The organism is Brevundimonas sp. (assembly GCF_036402095.1).
Taxonomy (GTDB): domain Bacteria; phylum Pseudomonadota; class Alphaproteobacteria; order Caulobacterales; family Caulobacteraceae; genus Brevundimonas.
Genome location: NZ_DASWTO010000041.1, coordinates 1 through 15,712, shown reverse-complemented (window position 1 = coordinate 15,712; position 15,712 = coordinate 1). Strand labels below are relative to the sequence as shown.

Here is a 15,712-nt window from a genome sequence, read left to right as displayed (position 1 = left end):
GGCGTGGACCCGAAGCGTTTCCCATCCCTTCGCCGGCATGACCCGGATCAGGTTCGACGGGTCAGGGGATCACCCCAATCTCAGCGCCTTGGGCGGCGCCCCCCGGAGAACGGGACAGTCCTACGCCTGCGAGGCGAGGGGTTCAATCGTTACGGCTCGGTCCAGCCGCGGGTCTGGAGCTGAAGGCCGGCGCGGGGGTCGGCCTCGAAGCCGAGCACCACGGTCTCCGTTCCGCCGGCGGGGACGTAGTCAAGGGTGGCCGAGGCGGTCTCGTCGCCGAGCACGCCCTCGATCTCGACGGCGGCGGCGGTGGCGGAGCCGGTGTTGCGCACCTCGACCTCGGCCCGCCAGTGGCCGGGGCCGCCGTGGACCGCGTGCAGCCGCGGCTCGATCACGGGCGGCCCGCCGGGGCCCATGGCCTCGCGCAGGAAGACGGCGAGGACGGCGAGGGTCAGCAGCAGGCCGAGACCGCCCATGATCCACTCGAGGACAGGCGGCTGCGTGTGCGGGGCGGGCTTCTTCGACGGCATGGCTACACCAGCAGGCGGGCGGCGGCGGCCCCGAGGGCGCCGGGGAAGGCGAGGACCACGGCGGCGTCGACGATCTCGGTCAGTCCGTGGCCGTCGGTGCGGCCGAACACCCACAGCACGCAGAGGCTGACCAGCAGGACGAGGCCATAGCCGGCGAGGGTGAAGTGGAAGAAGGCGTTGACGGGGTGGCCCTGCTCGTGCTCGCCGGCGAAACCCGCGCGGTAGACGATGGCGTGCATCACCGCGAGGGAGACGGCGATCAGGGCCACCGCGTGCCACGGCGTCATCCGGTAGGCGATCAGGATCATCTCCTCGGTCGGGGCGACGTTGAGGGCGAGGAACAGGGCCCCGGCGACCATCAGGAACAGTTCGCCGGGATAGCGCGCCTCGTCCTCATCGCCGTCGCCGCGCCCGGCGCTCAGCTGACGCCGGGCCAGCAGGGCGCCCATGGCCCCGGGCACCGCCTGCAGCGCCACCTGGCCGACGGACTGCCGCAGCGGGCCGTCCGGCTCGACGATGGCCATGACGGTCAGCAGCAGGGCGGCGGCCAGATAGCCGACGGCGAGGGCGACGAAGGCGTCAAGCACCGCATGGGCGAGGCCGTGATGGCGGTGGCTGAAGCCGGCGTAGTAGGCGAGGCCGATCAGCAGCGGCACGGCGGCGGCGAGGAACAGCGCCAGCCGCGCCGGATGCAGGCTGAAGCCGAACCACCACATCTCCATGGTCATCAGCAGCGGCAGGCTGAACAGCAGGGCGCCGCCGAAGGCGCGGCCGAGGTCGCGGGCGTAGGCGGTTTCGCGGCGCGGCTGAACGGCGGCGGGGCTCATGGATACGGCAACGCCTGAGAGGGCGGTCCGCTCCGCGCGCCTATTCGGGGAAGGCGACCAGAAGGGCGTCGAGGGCGGTTTCGATCCGGGCCCAGCCGGCCTCGTCGAGGGCGACGCCGCCGACGCCCGGGCGGGTTCCCCCGGACAGGGCGAGGTGCTGGACCGCCGCCAGCAGGACCGCGTTGATGGCCACGGCGTCGCCGGCGGGCGGGGTGCGCAGCCGGGGCCGGCGCTCGCGCATCCAGGCCTGGAGCACGGCCGAACGCTCGGACTCGATGCGGTTGAGCAGCGGCGAGGACTCGACCAGCGCCCACGCCATGAGACGCAGGGTCAGGGGACTGGCGCGCAGCGCGCCGAGCCAGGCCGACAGGCTTTCCCGGGCGAAAGCGCGCAGCGACTCGGTCCCGGAGGCGGGGACGGCGTCGAGCGAACGGACCAGCGAGGCGTGGGCCCGGGCGGCGATGCGCTCGACCACGCCGTCGGCGCCGTCGAAATAGCGGTAGACCAGCTTGCGGTCGCAGCCCGCCTCGGCGGCGAGGGTCTGGACGTTGAGGCCGGGAAAGCCGTCACGCAGCAGAATGCGCTCGCCGGCCTCGACGATGAGGGCCTCGGTGGCCGCGCGGTCGCGCAGGCGGGCGGGAGCAGGCGATTCGGCCATGCGGACAGCATCACGCCCGCGGGGAGTCGGGGCAAGTGAGGGAGTAGGGATTGGGGATTAGGGATTAGGGATTAGGGATTAGGGATTAGGGGTAAGGGGAAACGCCTCCGCCCGTCATCTCCGGACTCGATCCGAGGATCAGAGGTGGGGGCGGACGTGTACGTCCGGGGCGGCCCCGCGACGGCCGACGCGTCCGCGCCGCCGGGCGCCGGACAGTCTGATCCTCGGGTCAGGCCCGAGGACGACGATGATGGGGAGCAGATAAAGGTGCGGCCCGGCCTGCGTCGGGGGGGCGTGGCAGAGGCCGGGCCGCGTTTTTGGACTAGTCGAGCGCGCATCGCCGCTTGGTCCGAGCGATAAACATCACCCGGAGAATTCGGTTCCGGGCCGTTTCAGACTTTTCTCGTTTCCGGCGTGCGCTTGGGCGCGGCCGGCGATCGCGCTAGGGACGGAGGGCATCAAGGAGCCCCGTCATGCACCTCGCCCGTTTCCCCCGCGTGCGCCTCGCCCACCTGCCCACGCCGCTGGAGCCGCTGCCGCGGCTGAGCGAGGAACTGGGCGTCGATCTGTGGATCAAGCGCGACGACTGCACCGGGCTGGCCGGCGGCGGCAACAAGACCCGCAAGCTGGAATTCCTGCTCGGCGAGGCCTTCGAGCAGGAGGCCGACACCCTGGTGACCCAGGGGGCGGTGCAGTCGAACCACGTGCGCCAGACGGCGGCGGCGGCGGCGGCGCACGGTCTGGCCTGCGAGGTCATCCTCGAGGAGCGGACGGGGTCGAAGGCGCACGACTATGTCGCCAACGGCAACGTGCTGCTGGACCGGCTGTTCGGCGCGGGGGTCCGGTTCGTGCCGGGCGGCTCGGACATGCCGGCCGAGCTGGAGACGACGGCGGCGGAGGTGCGGGCGCGGGGCGGGCGGCCCTATGTGATCCCGGGCGGCGGCTCCAATCCGGTGGGGGCGCTGGGCTATGTCGACTGCGCCCGCGAGATCGTGGTCGGGGCCGACGAGCTGGACCTGCGCATCGACCGGATCGTGACGGCGACGGGCAGCGCCGGGACCCATGCCGGGCTGGTGGCCGGGCTGGCGGTGATGGGGGCGGACATCCCGGTGCTGGGCGTCGGCGTGCGGGTGCCGAAGGCGAAGCAGGAAGAAAATGTGCTGAAGCTGGCGCGCGAGACGGCGGCCCTGCTGGGGCGGCCGGACGCGGTGACGGCGGAGATGGTGGTGGCCGACTGCGACTATGTCGGCGAAGGCTACGGGCTGGTGGATCAGGGCGTGATCGACGCGCTGAAGCTGGCGGCGCGGACCGACGGGATCGTGCTGGACCCCGTCTACAGCGCCAAGGCGATGAAGGGGCTGATCGCCCTGGCGCGGAAGGGCGCGTTCCGCGGCGAGACGGTGGTGTTCCTGCACACCGGCGGGGCGCAGGGGCTGTTCGGCTATGAGAGCGTGGTGGGGGCGGGGCTGTAGGCAGGCCCGCGCGGACCGGAGGATCAGGCCGCGACGGTCGTGCTCTGCGGGTCCGTGGCACCCAAGGCGTCATTGATGGCGGCGAAGAGCGACGCGGGGGTGATCGGCTTGGTCAGGTGGCCGTCAGCGCCCGCCTGCCTTCCGGCCCGAACGTGCTCCGGAAGGGCGTTGGCCGTTAGCATCACGATCGGAACGCGAGGAGCGCCGGCCCGGGCTTCGGCGGCGCGAATCTCGGCTGTGGCGGTAAGGCCGTCCATCACCGGCATCTGCATGTCCATCAGGACCAGGTCGTAACCTCCCAGGCTGTAGGCGCGCACCGCCTCCAGTCCGTTGTCGACGGCGGTGATCTGTACGCCGGCCCCGGCCAGGATGATCTCGACCACCTTCCGGTTGGTGGGATGATCGTCGGCGATCAGCAGCCGGAGCGCCGGGGCGAGTCCCGGGGCCGCGGGACCGTCGGCGGCCGCGGCCGCCTCGGCCTCCGTCTCTTCCGCCGGGGGCAGGGCGAGGGTGAACCTGAACTCGGTCCCCTCGCCGGGCCGGCTGTCGCAGTCGAGGAGGCCGCCCATCATGTCGGCCAGTTGCTTGCAGATGGCGAGTCCCAGGCCGCTGCCGCCAAAGCGACGGGTGATGGATCCGTCGGCCTGCTGGAATCGGTCGAACAGCCGTTCCCGGAAGGCGGCCTCGAATCCGACGCCGGTGTCGGACACGGTGAACAGCAGCCGGCCCTCGGCATCGAGCTCAAGCCGCAGGCGAACATCGCCGACGTCAGTGAACTTCACCGCATTCGAAAGCAGATTGAGGATCACCTGCCGGACCCGGATCGCGTCGCCGAGCCAGACGCGATCCGCAGACGGATCGACCGTGACGGTGAGACGGACGCCCTTTTCCTCGGCCTTGGCGCGGCAAAGCCTGCCGGCGTTGCGGGCCAGTTCGCCGGCGTGGAAGGGGGCGGTCTCGATTTCGAGCTGGCCCGCCTCGACCTTGGCGATGTCGAGGATGTCGGAAAGCAGCCGCTCCAGCATTTCGCCCGAGGCGCAGATCAGCGCCGCCGCCTCCTTCTCGCGCGGGGGCAGGTCGGCTTTCTCGAGCACGTGCGCCATGGCCAGGACGCCGTTCAGCGGCGTGCGGATCTCGTGGCTCATGTTGGCGAGGAATTCGCTCTTGGCGACGCTGGCGGCCTCGGCCTCGCGCTGCTTCTCGACCAGGGCGAGGGTGGCCTTCTCCAGCTGGCGGTGAGACTTCCACGCATTGGCGCCCGAACTGGCCGCGTAGACCAGGACCAGCATCAGCGAACCGACGAGACCCGCCGTCTCAGTCAGGCTGGATCCAGTGAAGGACAGATAGAGCAACACGACCGCCGGAGGGGCGCCGGCGGCGATCATCTGCACGAGCGAGCGGTGGCAGCCCCGGACGACATAGATCAGCGTTCCGCCCAGCAAGGCCACGGCCACGGCCTTGGTGTGGTCTCCCGGGGCAAACCACCACATCGCGCCCACCGTCGCCCAGGCGCTCGAGGAGACGGTGGTCGCCAGCAGACGCAGACCCCGGAAGAGCACGGGCCGCCGGACCTGATTGCGAGGGTCCGTCGCGAACCACAGCGTGATGTCGCCGATCGCGAACGCACCGGCCCAGAGGAGCATGGCCGGCAGCGGAATGGCCGTCAGACCCGTGGCGAACACCATGAAACAGATCGCCGCACGGGCAGACGCCTGGCGGCGGGTCTGAACCGCTGTACGGTCGAACGCTGCGTCGAACCCCCAGAGGCTCTCTTTCATCCGCCTTCCCCAAATCGCCCGTACATCAAACGCTTGCAGCGATGAAGCGCGGGTTAATCGGGGGTTGTATGAAGGTGGTGTCCTGCGGCGGAGGCGGATTCCCGGGGAGCCTACCCCGCCCCCGCTGCGATCTGCATCATCACCAGGCCGGTGAACCAGCCGGCGGCGGTGCCGATGATGTAGCCGAGCACGGCGAGCAGGACGCCGACCGGGGCCAGCGACGGGTGGAAGGCGGCGGCGGCGACGGGGGCGCTGGCGGCGCCGCCGATGTTGGCCATCGAGCCGACGCCGAGGAAGAAGCTGGGCGCCCGGATCAGGAAGGCCATGGCGAACATCAGGGCCACGTGGATCAGCATCCAGACGCCGCCGATCAGGAAATAGACCGGCGACTCGAGGATGGCGCCGATGTTCATGTTCAGGCCGACGGTGGCCACCAGCATGTAGACGAAGACCGAGCCGACCTTGGCCGCGCCGGGACCCTGCAGCTTGCGGGCGCCGGTGAAGGACAGGACGACGCCGACGACGGTGGCGATGAACACCAGCCAGAAGAAGCTGGAGTCGAAGGACAGGCGCTGGGCCCAGGGGAAGGTCGCCCCGAACCAGGCCGACAGCGGGTCGGCGATGGCGTGCGACAGGCCGACCGCGCCGAAGGCCACGGCGAGGATGAAGATCAGGTCCTTCAGGGTGGGGATGCGGGCGGTTTCCAGCTCATAGGCCTCGGCCTTGTCGCGGACCCGGTCGACGGCGCTGGCGTCGGCGCGGAACAGCCTGTCGACCTTCTTCTGGTTGGCGGCGATCCACAGGACGACGGCCATCCAGACGTTGGCCACGACCACGTCGACGGCGATGAAGATCGAGAAGATGTCGGGGCCGGCGCCATAGATCTCGTAGAGGGCGGTCTGGTTGGCCGAGCCGCCGATCCAGCTGCCGGCGACGGTGGCCATCCCGCGCCAGATGGCCTCGGGCCCGGCGCCCATCAGGTCGGGGGCGATCCAGCTGGTCAGCAGCAGGGCGACGGGGCCGCCGATCATGACCCCGACGGTTCCCGTGAAGAACATGATCACCGCCTTGGGCCCGAGCCCGGCGATGGCCGGCAGGTCGGCGGAGACGGTGAGGAGGACGAGCGCCGCCGGCAGCAGGAAGCGGGAGGCGATGAAATAGAGCTTCGAGGTCTCGGGATCGACCACGCCGAAGGTCGTCAGCAGCGAGGGCAGGAAGTAGCAGAGCAGCAGGGCCGGGACGACGGCGAAGAATTTCTTCACCCACGGGTGGCTCAGGTTCGAGGCCCAGAACACCCCGCCGAGGATGACGGCCAGCAGGCCGAGAACGACGGCGTCGTTGGTGATGAGGGCCGTCGCGGCCACGGTTTCGGTCTGCATTGGCGTCCCCTCGCGGTTTCGGCGCATAAGGGCGGCTGAATGTCCGGTTGGCAAGGCGCCGGCCGGGAGCGGAGGCGAGATGGGCAAGGTTCTGGGCGTGCTGGGCGGCATGGGGCCGGCGGCGACGGTGGCGTTTCTGGCGCGGGTGCAGGCGCTGACGCCGGCGGCGCGGGACGCGGATCACATCCGCATGCTGGTCGACATCAATCCGCAGGTGCCGGACCGGCAGCGGGCCCCCGACGCGGCCGAGGCCATGCTGGGGCGGATGGCGATGCGGCTGCGCGACGCCGGGGCCCAGGTGCTGGCCATGCCGTGCAACACGGCCCACGCCCTGACCGGGAGCATCCGCAAGGTCGGCCTGCCGTTCGTCGACATGATCGCCGAGACGACCGAAGCCGCGACCGCCGGCGGGGCGCGGAAGGTCGGGGTGCTGGCCACGCCCGGCGGCGAGGCGCTGTACACGCGGGCGCTGCAGGCGAAGGGGGCGAAGATCGTGCGCCTGACCGGCTCTGACCGCGAGGCGGTGATGACCTGCATCCACGCCGTCAAGGCGGGCGATGTCGGCGAGGGACCGCGGGCGGAGATGCGGCGGCTGGCGGCGGCGCTGGTCGGGGCCGGCGCCGAGGTGGTCGTCGCCGGATGCACGGAAGTGCCGCTGCTGCTGGAGGCCGCCGATGTCAGCGTGCCGCTGGTGGATTCCGCCGAGGTGCTGGCGGCGGCCTGCGTGAAGGCGTGCGCCTAAGACGGTTGCGGGCGGGCGCGACCCGCGCCATTGCTCGGCGGTGAACAGACAATCCCTCATCATCGATTGCGACCCCGGCGTGGACGACGCCGTGGCGCTGATGCTCGCCTTCGGCGCGGGCGAGTTCGAGCTGCTGGCGATCACCGCCGTGGGCGGCAATGTGCCGGTCGGGAAGACGGCGCGGAACGCGCGGATGCTGCGCCAGATCGCCGGGCGCGAGGACGTGCCCGTGTTCATGGGCGCGGACCGGCCGCTGCGGCGCGAGCCGGCCGGGGCGGGCGAGTTCCACGGCGCCGAGGGCCTGGGCGACCTGACGCCGTTCGAGCCCGACGCTCCGTGTGCGGACGGACACGCCGTCGACGCCATCATCGATCTGGTCATGACCCGGCCGGCGCGGTCCGTGGCCCTGGCGGTGATGGGGCCGATGACCAATCTGGCGCTGGCGCTGCGCAAGGCGCCGGGGTTGGCGGAGCGTCTGGGACCGGTGGCGGTGATGGGCGGGGCCCGGTCCGAGGGCGGCAATATCACGGCTTCGGCGGAGTTCAACATCTGGGCCGATCCGGACGCGGCGGCCGAGGTGCTGGCCAGCGGCTGCGACGCGGTGCTGTTCGGGCTGGACGCGACGCACCAGGTGCGGGCCACGGAGCAGCGGATCGCGGCGCTGGAGACGATCGGCACGGCGAAGGCGGAGACGGCGGCGTCGATGATGCGCTTCTCGCAGCGGATCGAGCGCGAGATCGTCGGCTGGGACGCCCCGCCGGTGCATGATCCGTGTCCGGTGGCCTGGCTGCTGAAGCCGGAACTGTTCGAACTGGCCCGCTGCCACATCCGGGTGGAGACGGAGAGCGATCTGACCCGCGGGCATACGGCCGTGGAGTTCCGCGAGGCCGTGGCGGGGACGCTGCCGCACCGCTGGGCGACCTCCACCGACGCCGACGGGGTGTTCGCCCTGATCGCGGCCGCGACGGGGGCGGCGGGGACAATCTGACGCAGCGCCCACGGCCAAGGTTTGCGCCGGCGCAAGGCGGGCCGGGCGGCGCGGACGCATGACCCCCGCGACGCCGCACCGGCCGCATGTCGCCGCCGGGCGCGTCGTGGAAGACGACGATGAAACGGAACATCACGCTGGCCGCCGCCGCCCTGGCGATGACGCTGGCGAGCGGAGCCGCGGGCGGGGCCATGGCCCAGACCTCGAACGACTGGCAGATCGCGCGCAAGGGCGACTGGATCGTGACCGGACGGGTCACCCAGGTGTCGAGCGACGCTGACGATGCGATCACCAACGCCGCCGGCGCGCCCTCCGGCCTGGACGTCGCGGTCGGCGACGACGTCATGCCGACGCTTGGCTTCACCTATTTCCTGACCGATCACATCTCGGTCGAGGCCATCCTGGGCGCGACGCAGCACGAGATCCGGGCGCAGGGGCCCGGCGTCGACGTGGCGGTGCATGAAACCTGGGTGCTGCCGCCGGTCGTGACGCTGCAGTACCGGCCGATGCCGGAGGCGCGCGTCAGCCCCTACGTCGGCGCCGGGGTGAACTACATGCTGTTCTTCGACGGCGAGGACCAGAACGGCTTCACCGTCGATCTGGAGGACGGCTTCGGCTACGCCCTGCAGGCCGGCGCCGACGTCGCCCTGACCGGGCCGTGGACGCTGAATCTGGACGTCAAGAAGGTGTGGTTCGACACCGAGGCCAGCATCAACGGCGGCGCGCTCAAGAGCGACGTGGCCCTCGATCCGTGGGTCGTGTCGCTGGGCGTCGGGCGCAAATTCTAGCGCGCTGAACGGCGCCTCTGTGGCGGCGCGGTCGCGGCCGGGGCATAAGCGCTCCGGTCAGGCCGCGCCGTGCGGCCGCTCGCCGGGAGGGGCGCCTTGAAGATCACCGTCGTCGGCTCGATCAACCTCGACCTCGTCGCCAGCGCGCCGCATCTGCCGCGGGCCGGAGAGACGGTGACGGGGGCGACGCTGGCGCGGCATCCGGGCGGAAAGGGCGCCAACCAGGCGCTGGCGGCGCAGCGGCTGGGGGCGGAGGTCCGCCTGATCGGGCGGGTCGGCGACGACGCCATGGCGGACGAGGCGAGGGCGCTGCTGGAGGCCGGCGGGGTGGACCTGACAGAGGTCGACACCGACGCCGCGGCGCCGACCGGCGTCGCCCTGATCGCGGTCGATCCGGAAGGCGAGAATCAGATTGTCGTGGCGGCGGGGGCCAATCACCGGATGACCGCCGCGCAGCTGCCGGCGCGGATCGAGGAGCCGCTGATCCTGCAGCTCGAGCTGCCGCCTGAGGTGGTCGAGGCGGCGGTCGGACGGGCCACGGACTTCGTCTGCGTCAACCTGGCCCCGGCGCAGGCCGTATCGGACCAGCTGTTGCGCCGGGCCGACCTGATCGTGGTAAACGAGACCGAAGCGGCCTTCTACGGCGAGGGGCTGCACCACGGCGGGGGTCGGGTGGTGACCACGCTCGGCGCCAGGGGCGCGGTGATGCATCAGCGCGGCGGCGAGATCGCCCGCGCGGCGCCGCCAGGGGTGACCGCGGTGGACGCGACGGGGGCGGGCGACGCCTTCGTCGGGGCCATCTGCGTGGCGCTGCTGGAGGGAAGGGAGCCGGAGGCGGCGCTTGCCTTCGCCTGCGCCGCGGGGGCGATCGCGGCCACGCGGCCGGGCGCCCAGCCGTCCCTGCCGACGCGAGCCGAGGTGGAGGCGATCATTACGGGGTCGTAACTATGGCCCGGCGCGTCCGCTGATAGGGTCCCTTCCCTGTTCAGATCCGATCCCGGGAACCGCCGAAATGACCCGCACCGCCGCGCTCCTGGGGGCCTCGCTGCTGGCCCTCGCCTCGCCCTCCTTCGCCCAGACGCCCGCGCCTATCAGCGTCCCGCCGCTGGAATACACCCATCGCGAACTGGCCAACGGGCTGGACGTCTACGCCATGCCGGACCCGAGCGCCGGCACGGTGACGGTGACTCTGTGGTACGACGTCGGCGGCAAGGACGATCCGCAGGGCCGCAGCGGCTTCGCCCATCTGTTCGAGCACATTCTGAGCCGCAAGACGGTCAACCTGCCGTACGGCCAGATCTCGACCATCGTCGAGAACGCCGGGGGCACGCGCAACGCCTCGACCGGGCAGGATTTCACCAACTATTACGAGACGGTGCCGCCGCAGTATCTGGAGACGATGCTGTGGACCCACGCCGAGCGGATGGCCCGGCCGGTGGTGGACGAGGCGGTGTTCCAGGCCGAGCGCTCGATCGTCAAGGAGGAGCTGCGCCAGCGGGTGCTGGCCCCTCCGTACGGCCGTTTCCAGCGCTTCGTGATCGGCGACAACGCCTTCGACGAGAGCATCTACCGCCGCAGCGTGATCGGCTCGATCGAGGAGCTGGACTCGGCTGTGATCGACGACGCGCGGGCGTTCCACGAGGCCTACTACCGCCCGGCAACGGCGACGATGATCGTGTCGGGCAATTTCGATCCGGCCGAGCTGGACCGGCTGGTCGACCGGTATTTCGCCGACATCCAGAATCCGGGGCGGCCCGTGCCGGTGCTGCAGCGGCCGGTGGAGACGCCCCGCACCGCGCCGCGGCTGGTCGAAGCCTACGCCCCGAACGTGCCGCTGCCGGCGGTGGGGATCATCTATCCGGGCCTAGCCGCCAACCACCCCGACGCGGCGGCGCTGGATGTGATGCAGGCCATTCTGTCGCGGGGCGAGAGCTCGCGGCTGTACCAGTCGCTGATCTATCGGACCCAGCTGGCCTCGGGCGTCAGCTTCAGCGCCGACGGCATGGAGGAGGACGGATCGATCACCGCCACCGCCGTGGTGGCGCGTGGCAAGGCCATAGCCGACGTCGAGGCGGCGCTGGACGCCGAACTGGCGCGGATGCGCGAGGAGCCGGTGTCCGGGGCGGAACTGTCGGAGGCCAAGACGGAGATCGTGGCCAGCGAACTGCGCCAGCGCGAGACGGCGTCCGGCCGCGCCTTCATCCTGGGTCAGGCCATCGTCAGCGAGAACAATCCGAAGGCGCCGGACGAGCATCTGGCCGCGGTGCAGGCGGTGACCGCCGCCGACGTGCAGCGCGTCGCCCGGACGTATCTGAACGATCAGGCGCGGGTGTCGCTGCGTTATCAGGACGAGAGCGCGCGGCCCGCAGGCGTCCCCGAGGATAGCTGGCGCAACCCGGCCCCGGTTCCGACCTTCGTCACCGTGCCGCCGGCGATTCTGCCGCCCAACGAGCTGCTGCCGGAAGGCCAGCGGATGGCGCCGCCCGCGCCGGGTGATGCGCGGGCGATGGCCACGCCGAACGTCGTCGAGCGCAGGCTGTCGAACGGCCTGCGGGTGATCGCGGCGAAGTCGACCGACCTGCCCATCATGAACGCCCAGCTGGTCATCGCCGGGGGCGCCGCGGCCGATCCGGACGACCGCGCCGGGCTGGCGTCGATGACGGCCGATCTGGCGACCAAGGGCGCGGGCGACCGCTCCGCCCCGGAGATCGCCCGGACGCTTGAGGCGTTGGGCGCCAACATCGGCGGCGGCGCCGACGCCGACCGCACCACCCTGTTCGTCTCGGCGCCCGTAGCCTCGGCCGACGCGGTCGGCGAGGTGTTCGCCGACGTGGTCATGGAGCCGGCCTTCGCAGCGGAGGAACTGGAGCGCAGCCGCACGCTTGAGATCAACGCCCTGACCGTCAACCTGCGCCAGCCGGGTCCGCTGGCCTCGCTGGTGCTGAACCGTCTGGCCTTCGGCGGCGCGGCCTACGGCCGGCCGGCCAGCGGCACGCCCGAGAGTCTGGCGCGGCTGACGCGCGACGACGTCAGGTCCTTCCACCAGCGCTGGTGGAGGCCGGACAACGCCACCCTGATCGTCACCGGCGGCATGACCCCGGAAGAGGCCTTCACCTTCGCAGAGAAGACGTTCGGCGGCTGGCCCAGCCCGGCGGGACGCGCGCCCACCCTGCCCGCGCGGGCAGGCGAGGTTCCGCCGCCGCGCGTCGTGGTGGTCGACCTTCCGGGCGCCGGTCAGGCTGCGGTCACGGCGGCGGTGCGGGCGCCCCGCCGATCCGACGACGCCTGGTATCCGCTGGCGGTGGCCAACAGCGTCATCGGCGGCGGCCAGAACGGCCATCTGTTCCAGGAGATCCGCGCCAAACGGGGCCTGTCCTACGGGGCCAGCTCCTCGCTTGGGGCCCGGGTCGAAAGCGGCCTGCTCACCGCGGCGACCCAGACCAAGAACGAGAGCGCCGCCGAGGTGGTCGGGCTGGTGCTGGCCGAATTCGACCGGCTGCGGTCCGAGGCCGTGGAGCCCCAGATCGTCACCGATCGCGAGACCTATCTGACCGGCGGCTTCTCGCGCAATCTCGAGACGACCGCGGGGCTGGGGGGCTTCATCGCCGACGCGGTGACCTATGGCCTGCCGCTGAGCGAGATCGAGGCCTATCCGGCCAGGATCAACGCGACGACGCCGGAGAGCCTGATGGCGGCGGCGCAAGCGGTCAGTTCCGACCAGGCCTATGTGGTCGTCGTCGGGCAGGCCTCGATGTTCATCGACGCCTTGCGCGCGGCGCATCCGGACGTGGTGGTGATCCCGGCGGCCGAGCTTGACCTGAACAGCCCGACGCTGGGACGGTAGGGACGACTCTCACCTCCCGATCGTAGATGGGGAGGTGAGCCTTGCACCTACCTGGCCCGGAACGCCGCGATGGCGTCGACGGTCTTGCGCACCTGCGCCTCGACGCCGGCCCAGTCGCCGGCCTTGACGGCCGCGTCGGTGATCAGTTTCGAGCCCATGCCCGCGGCGACGATGCCGGAGCCGAACCATCTGGCGATCGAGGCCTCGTCGGGATCGACGCCGCCGGTGGGCATGATCTTGGTCCACGGCATCGGCCCGAGCACCGCCTTGACGAAGTCGGGGCCGCCGACGCTGGCGCCGGGGAAGAGCTTGACGATCTCGCAGCCCAGTTCGTGGGCCTGGCCGATCTCGGTGACGGAGCCGCAGCCCGGAAAGTAGGCCGTCAGGCGCCGGTTGCAGACGCGGGCGACCTCGGGGACGAGGCAGGGGCTGACCACGAAGCGGGCGCCGCGGTTGAGATAGAGCGAGGCCGTGCCCGCATCGACGACGGAGCCGATGCCGAGGATGATGTCCGGGTCGGTCCTCTGCAGCTCGCGGGCGATGTCGCCGAACAGGTCTACGGCGAAGTCGCCGCGGTTGGTGAACTCGATGGCCTTCGCCCCGCCGCGGGCGCAGGCGCGGATGACCTCGAGGCAGACGTCGGCGTCCGGGTGATAGAAGACGGGGGCGACGCCCTGCGCTTCGAGGGCGGTCAGGACGGCGAGGCGGTCGTGGCGCATGGAAGTCTCCCTGGTCCGTCCTGACTCGGCCGGGCGGCCCGGCGCGTCAAGGGAGGGGTCTTCAATCCGTGTGAACGGGCTCAAGCCGTCACGGGGCACGGCTTGACATCGAGCCGAAAAGATATGAAACAGAATTCAGATTCATATAAAGGACGGTTGTCATGAGCGTCGTTTCCATCCCCTCCGCCGCCTCCGGTCCCCGGTCCGGCGTTCGACGGCAGGCCGCCCTGCAGGTGGCGGTCATGGCGGGCCTGGTCTTCGCCGTCTCGTTCGCCCTGTCCCCAAGCGAGGTGGTCGGGGCGGACTACGGCCCCAAATTGATCCTGCTGGGGAGGATGGCGCTTCTGGTCGCGGCCGCAGCCTGGATGATGCGGGCCGCGGGCCGGCGCTGGTCTGATGTCGGCCTGCGCGCGCCGCGCCGCTGGTGGAGCATTCCGTTGGCGGTAGTCGCGGGCTATCTGGCGCTGGGCGCCTTGGCCGGCGCGATGCAGGCGGCGATCCTGCCGGCCCTCGGACTCGCCGGTCCCGACCTGTCGGCCTTCGCCGGCCTGAAGGCAAACCTGGCCGAGTATCTGTTCTGGGCGCTGCCGGTGGCCTTCGGCTCGGCCGCCTTCGGAGAGGAACTGGTGGCGCGCGGCTTCCTGACCGACCGCATCGCCGCCGTGCTGGGCGGAACGGCGCCGAACGCGGTGGTCGTGTTCGCCGCGGTCATCCTGCAGGGCGCGCTGTTCGGCGCCTGCCACGCGTATCAGGGTCTGGGCGGGGCGCTGCTGACCGGCGCGGTGGGCGTGATCATCGGCCTCGTCTGGCTGTGGAGCGGGCGGAATCTGTGGGCCGCGATCATCCTGCACGGACTGGTGGATTTCGTTACCATGACGGCCTTCTACGCCGGAGCCGTCGGAGGACACGCTTGACCATCGAGCCGGAAGGCCCGCGCCCGCCGCAGCAGAAGCGGAGCGAGGCCACCCTCGCCCGCATCCTCGGGGCGACGAAGTCCCTGCTGGCGACGCGGGACCTGGACGAGGTCACGGTCGAGGATATCGCGCGCGAGGCGGGAGTCTCGGTCGGGGCGCTCTACACCCGTTTCAAGGGCAAGGACGAGTTGCTGACCCATCTGCTGGACGCGACCCAGCGCGAGCAGGTGGGGCGGCTGGCGGACGTGCTGGCGGCGGAGCGCTGGATCGGGGTCGATCTGGCCGGGCGGCTGGACTGGCTGGTGGAGACGCTGCAGGCCAGCGCGCAGGCCAATCCGGGCCTGATCCGGGCGGTGTTCGGACGGCTGCTGTCGCAGTCGGCCGCGCTGAACGCCGGACCGGCGGCGCTGAATGCGCGCAGCGTGGCGCTGATCGCCGACTGGCTGCTGGCGTCAGCGGACGGGGTGACGGCGCCGGAGCCGGAGACCGCCGCGGCGGCCACGACCGCCTGGCTGTCCTATTCGGTGCACATGGCGATGCTGTATCCGTTCGCCTTCCCGGGACAGGATGGCGAGGCGGTGACGCGCGAGCTGCGGCGCGCGGCGCTGGCGGCGCTGAGGCCGGGCGTCGGCGAGTAGGGTTCAGCGCGGACGGGCGAGCTCGACGATGCGCTTCACCAGCGCGCTGTCCTTCTCGAACAGCGGGTCCAGCACGGTGAAATGGTTGAGGCCGGGGAGGGCTTCGTAGCGGGTCTCGACCCCGCGGGCGCCCCAGAGGTCGGCCATCATCCGCGACTGGCGCAGGAACTCCGGGCTTTCGTCGGCGCCGACGAGGCAATCCAGCACCGTGCCGCCGGGGGTCGATCCGTCCGGGACGGGCCAGTGGATCGGCGACAGGGCGGCGGCCTCGGCTTCGTCGAGGCGCAGGGCGACGTTGAGCGAGGTCGGGATCAGGGGGGCGAGGTCGAAGACGCCGCTGATGGCGACGGCGGCGGCGGCGCGGCCCTCGCTGAGCATGCAGGCCGCCATATGGCCGCCGGCGGAGTGGCCGAAGACCACGGGGCGGACCCCGGA

Annotated in this window: 15 protein-coding genes and 1 riboswitch; of the genes, 8 read left to right on the top strand and 7 right to left on the bottom strand. The window is 71.4% G+C overall.

Annotated elements, in window-relative coordinates:
* Nucleotides 1-6: 6 nt before the first annotated feature.
* Nucleotides 7-115, bottom strand: a riboswitch (TPP riboswitch).
* 34 nt (nt 116-149) lie between these two features.
* From VGD32_RS03395 to VGD32_RS03385, 3 genes are read right to left on the bottom strand one after another with little or no spacing between them, the layout of a single operon-like run.
* A complete protein-coding gene (locus tag VGD32_RS03395) occupies nt 150-530 on the bottom strand; it encodes a hypothetical protein (RefSeq protein ID WP_331030495.1) in 381 nt (126 codons plus the stop codon).
* Between the two features lie 2 nt (nt 531-532).
* Nucleotides 533-1,357, bottom strand: coding sequence for a TIGR02587 family membrane protein (locus VGD32_RS03390; protein ID WP_331030494.1), 825 nt, complete (start codon nt 1,355-1,357; stop codon nt 533-535).
* A 40-nt stretch (nt 1,358-1,397) separates the two neighbouring features.
* Nucleotides 1,398-2,015 (bottom strand): TetR/AcrR family transcriptional regulator, encoded by a 618-nt coding sequence (locus tag VGD32_RS03385; protein WP_331030493.1) that lies wholly within the window; start codon nt 2,013-2,015, stop codon nt 1,398-1,400.
* 473 nt (nt 2,016-2,488) lie between these two features.
* Here VGD32_RS03385 and VGD32_RS03380 point away from each other — a divergent pair, with 473 nt between their 5' ends.
* The gene (locus VGD32_RS03380; protein ID WP_331030492.1) at nt 2,489-3,487 is read left to right on the top strand and encodes a D-cysteine desulfhydrase; all 999 of its coding nucleotides are present in this window, start codon (nt 2,489-2,491) and stop codon (nt 3,485-3,487) included.
* Between the two features lie 23 nt (nt 3,488-3,510).
* Here VGD32_RS03380 and VGD32_RS03375 read toward each other — a convergent pair whose 3' ends face one another.
* Both VGD32_RS03375 and VGD32_RS03370 read right to left on the bottom strand, forming a co-directional pair.
* On the bottom strand, nt 3,511-5,265 hold the full coding sequence (locus VGD32_RS03375; RefSeq protein WP_331030491.1) for an ATP-binding protein: 1,755 nt from the start codon (nt 5,263-5,265) through the stop codon (nt 3,511-3,513).
* Between the two features lie 110 nt (nt 5,266-5,375).
* Nucleotides 5,376-6,644 carry a DUF819 domain-containing protein gene (locus VGD32_RS03370; protein ID WP_331030490.1) on the bottom strand — a complete coding sequence of 423 codons (1,269 nt, stop codon included), beginning with the start codon at nt 6,642-6,644 and terminating at the stop codon, nt 5,376-5,378.
* Nucleotides 6,645-6,723: 79 nt separating this feature from the next.
* Between VGD32_RS03370 and VGD32_RS03365 the strand changes: the two genes are divergently transcribed.
* The 5 genes from VGD32_RS03365 to VGD32_RS03345 all read left to right on the top strand — a co-directional run bounded on the left by VGD32_RS03365 (nt 6,724) and on the right by VGD32_RS03345 (nt 13,006).
* Complete coding sequence (locus VGD32_RS03365) at nt 6,724-7,386, top strand: aspartate/glutamate racemase family protein (RefSeq protein ID WP_331030489.1); 663 nt, start codon at nt 6,724-6,726, stop codon at nt 7,384-7,386.
* 40 nt (nt 7,387-7,426) lie between these two features.
* Entirely contained in the window at nt 7,427-8,374 is a 948-nt protein-coding gene (locus VGD32_RS03360) for a nucleoside hydrolase (RefSeq protein ID WP_331030488.1), read from the top strand.
* Between the two features lie 119 nt (nt 8,375-8,493).
* Nucleotides 8,494-9,162 (top strand): OmpW/AlkL family protein, encoded by a 669-nt coding sequence (locus VGD32_RS03355; RefSeq protein ID WP_331030487.1) that lies wholly within the window; start codon nt 8,494-8,496, stop codon nt 9,160-9,162.
* A gap of 96 nt (nt 9,163-9,258) precedes the next feature.
* Entirely contained in the window at nt 9,259-10,107 is an 849-nt protein-coding gene (locus VGD32_RS03350) for a ribokinase (RefSeq protein WP_331030486.1), read from the top strand.
* Between the two features lie 67 nt (nt 10,108-10,174).
* Nucleotides 10,175-13,006: a pitrilysin family protein gene (locus VGD32_RS03345; protein WP_331030485.1), complete on the top strand. Its 2,832-nt coding sequence runs from the start codon at nt 10,175-10,177 to the stop codon at nt 13,004-13,006.
* 47 nt (nt 13,007-13,053) lie between these two features.
* Here VGD32_RS03345 and VGD32_RS03340 read toward each other — a convergent pair whose 3' ends face one another.
* Nucleotides 13,054-13,725 carry a bifunctional 4-hydroxy-2-oxoglutarate aldolase/2-dehydro-3-deoxy-phosphogluconate aldolase gene (locus tag VGD32_RS03340; protein ID WP_331030484.1) on the bottom strand — a complete coding sequence of 224 codons (672 nt, stop codon included), beginning with the start codon at nt 13,723-13,725 and terminating at the stop codon, nt 13,054-13,056.
* 161 nt (nt 13,726-13,886) lie between these two features.
* On the opposite strand from VGD32_RS03340, the gene VGD32_RS03335 reads away from it, so the two are divergent.
* Both VGD32_RS03335 and VGD32_RS03330 read left to right on the top strand, forming a co-directional pair.
* On the top strand, nt 13,887-14,639 hold the full coding sequence (locus VGD32_RS03335) for a CPBP family intramembrane glutamic endopeptidase (protein WP_331030483.1): 753 nt from the start codon (nt 13,887-13,889) through the stop codon (nt 14,637-14,639).
* Nucleotides 14,636-15,277: a TetR/AcrR family transcriptional regulator gene (locus VGD32_RS03330; protein ID WP_331030482.1), complete on the top strand. Its 642-nt coding sequence runs from the start codon at nt 14,636-14,638 to the stop codon at nt 15,275-15,277. The genes VGD32_RS03335 and VGD32_RS03330 overlap by 4 nt, the downstream gene beginning before the upstream one ends.
* Before the next feature lie 3 nt (nt 15,278-15,280).
* Here the strand turns inward: VGD32_RS03330 and VGD32_RS03325 are convergent.
* A partial coding sequence (locus tag VGD32_RS03325; protein WP_414644329.1) for an alpha/beta hydrolase occupies nt 15,281-15,712 on the bottom strand: 432 nt, incomplete at its 5' end.

Bases quoted from the DNA above. Each gene is read 5' to 3' on its own strand.
- VGD32_RS03395 (WP_331030495.1), bottom strand. From the start codon at position 530: ATGCCGTCGAAGAAGCCCGCCCCGCACACGCAGCCGCCTGTCCTCGAG.
- VGD32_RS03390 (WP_331030494.1), bottom strand. From the start codon at position 1,357: ATGAGCCCCGCCGCCGTTCAGCCGCGCCGCGAAACCGCCTACGCCCGC.
- VGD32_RS03385 (WP_331030493.1), bottom strand. From the start codon at position 2,015: ATGGCCGAATCGCCTGCTCCCGCCCGCCTGCGCGACCGCGCGGCCACC.
- VGD32_RS03380 (WP_331030492.1), top strand. From the start codon at position 2,489: ATGCACCTCGCCCGTTTCCCCCGCGTGCGCCTCGCCCACCTGCCCACG.
- VGD32_RS03375 (WP_331030491.1), bottom strand. From the start codon at position 5,265: ATGAAAGAGAGCCTCTGGGGGTTCGACGCAGCGTTCGACCGTACAGCG.
- VGD32_RS03370 (WP_331030490.1), bottom strand. From the start codon at position 6,644: ATGCAGACCGAAACCGTGGCCGCGACGGCCCTCATCACCAACGACGCC.
- VGD32_RS03365 (WP_331030489.1), top strand. From the start codon at position 6,724: ATGGGCAAGGTTCTGGGCGTGCTGGGCGGCATGGGGCCGGCGGCGACG.
- VGD32_RS03355 (WP_331030487.1), top strand. From the start codon at position 8,494: ATGAAACGGAACATCACGCTGGCCGCCGCCGCCCTGGCGATGACGCTG.
- VGD32_RS03345 (WP_331030485.1), top strand. From the start codon at position 10,175: ATGACCCGCACCGCCGCGCTCCTGGGGGCCTCGCTGCTGGCCCTCGCC.
- VGD32_RS03340 (WP_331030484.1), bottom strand. From the start codon at position 13,725: ATGCGCCACGACCGCCTCGCCGTCCTGACCGCCCTCGAAGCGCAGGGC.
- VGD32_RS03335 (WP_331030483.1), top strand. From the start codon at position 13,887: ATGAGCGTCGTTTCCATCCCCTCCGCCGCCTCCGGTCCCCGGTCCGGC.